General features: G+C 70.5%; 2 protein-coding genes and 1 pseudogene. 2 read left to right on the top strand and 1 reads right to left on the bottom strand.

Annotation, left to right across the window (positions count from 1 at the left end; translation table 11 throughout):
• Positions 1–453 (bottom strand): annotated as a pseudogene (locus LQV45_RS29760) (glycosyl hydrolase); the annotation flags it as partial.
• Positions 454–647: 194 nt separating this feature from the next.
• Here LQV45_RS29760 and LQV45_RS29755 point away from each other — a divergent pair.
• Positions 648–1,469 (top strand): SDR family NAD(P)-dependent oxidoreductase, encoded by an 822-nt coding sequence (locus LQV45_RS29755; protein ID WP_230010733.1) that lies wholly within the window; start codon positions 648–650, stop codon positions 1,467–1,469.
• An 89-nt stretch (positions 1,470–1,558) separates the two neighbouring features.
• Positions 1,559–1,794, top strand: a 236-nt coding sequence (locus tag LQV45_RS29750) for an acyl-CoA dehydrogenase family protein (protein WP_374208330.1), incomplete at its 3' end; no start/stop codon positions are given.

Below are 1,794 nucleotides of genomic sequence, written 5' to 3'. Positions count from 1 at the left end.
TTGCAGGACCTTGGCGTTGCGCTCCCGGCCGGTGTGTTTGCGGGTGTCCTCGGCGAGCTTGTCCAGCCGGAGCGTGGCAAGGGCCAGCCAGGCCATGTCGTCGTAGTAGTTGTTGACCACGGTGAGGAAATTGCGCAGCCGGATGCCTGTGACGAGCCGGGAGGCGAGCCGGCCGGCGCTGGGCCGGTTCTCGCCGTCGAACTTGGCTCCCGGATGCCCGGGGGGCCCCAGTTCCCGGCGGCCGGCGTCCACGAGGCAGTCCAGGTAGTGTGCCTGCCACCAGTAGTGCCAGGGCCGGGACAGGTTCTTCAGCCGGCCCGAGGGCCGGAGGATCGCGGCGATGTGGGTCCCGGGGAGGAAGAAGAGCTGCTGCCCGAAGAGCCTGGTCACTGAGCGGGCGGCCTCGTCCGCACGGAAGGACCAGTTGGGGGCGGAGGCGTCGGCTCGGGTCATGGCTCAAGCGTAATCGCGGGAGCCCGTCCGGCCCGCGACTGTGACTGCGCGCTCGGCGTGTGCGGCCCAAAGGTGCGCATTGGCCGCATTCCAGTTAACATTCACTAACTAATGTTCCCCGCGGGCCGCCTCTGCAGGCGCCGCCCGCGTCGAGGCTTCGCCGCCGGGGTTCGGTTCCACATCAAGGAGGATGGATGGACATCAAGGGTACTGTCGCGCTGATCACGGGCGGGGCCTCCGGTCTCGGAGCGGCCACGGCCAGGCGCCTGTTCGACGCCGGCGCGTCGGTGGTCCTCGTGGACCTGCCGGGTTCCGCCGGGGACGCCTTTGCCGCCGAACTGACCGCATCCGCCGCTGCCGGCGCTGGAGAAGCTGCTGCCGGAGGCGGCCGCAGGGCCGTCTTTGTCCCGTCCGACGTCACGGACGAGGCGCAGGTGCAGGCCGCCGTCGACGCCGCCTCAGCATTGGGCCCGCTGCGCATCGTGGTCAACTGCGCGGGGATCGCCACCCCCGGCAAGGTCCTGGGCCGCGGCGGCGTCCTTCCGCTGGAGGCCTTCAACCGCGTCATCCAGATCAACCTCGTGGGCACCTTCAACGTGATCCGCCTCGCCGCGGCCGCCATGGCAGCCACCGAGCCCGCCGCCACGGAACTCGGCGGCCCCGAACGTGGCGTCATCATCAACACCGCCTCCGTTGCTGCGTTCGACGGGCAGATCGGCCAGCCCGCCTACGCCGCCTCCAAGGGTGCCGTCGCCGCCATGACGCTGCCGATTGCCCGTGAACTCGCGCGCTCGCTGATCCGGGTGGTCACCATCGCGCCGGGCATCTTCGAGACTCCCATGATGGCCGGCCTGCCCCAGGAGGCACAGGACTCCCTGGGCCAGCAGGTGCCGCACCCCTCACGGCTGGGCCGCCCGGCCGAATACGCCAACCTCGCCGCGCACATTGTGGAGAACGCCATGCTCAACGGCGAGACAATCCGCCTCGACGGTGCCATCCGCATGGGCCCGAAATGACCGGGTCTGAGATGGCCGCTGCCGAAGTGACCGCGACAGGGCCGGCCGCCACGGCGGCCCTGGCCGCACCGACAGTGGCCGCACCCTCTGTGGCGGGGCTGCCCACGGCGGACTTCTTCGACTACGAAGCCCTGCTCAGCACGGCGGAGCGGGCCAAGCTGGCGCAGCTGCGCGAGTTCCTGGCCGCCGAGGTCGCCCCGTTCGCCACGGACTGGTGGAACAAGGCCGAATTCCCGGCCCACATCCTGCCCAAGCTGGCCGCCTTGGAGCTCAGCGCCCCGGCCCAGCGCGGCTACAGCAAACTGTTCGCCGGGATCGTCATCAC

The organism is Microbacterium sp. Bi128, from assembly GCF_918698205.1.
This window is presented reverse-complemented; position numbering and strand designations above follow the sequence as displayed.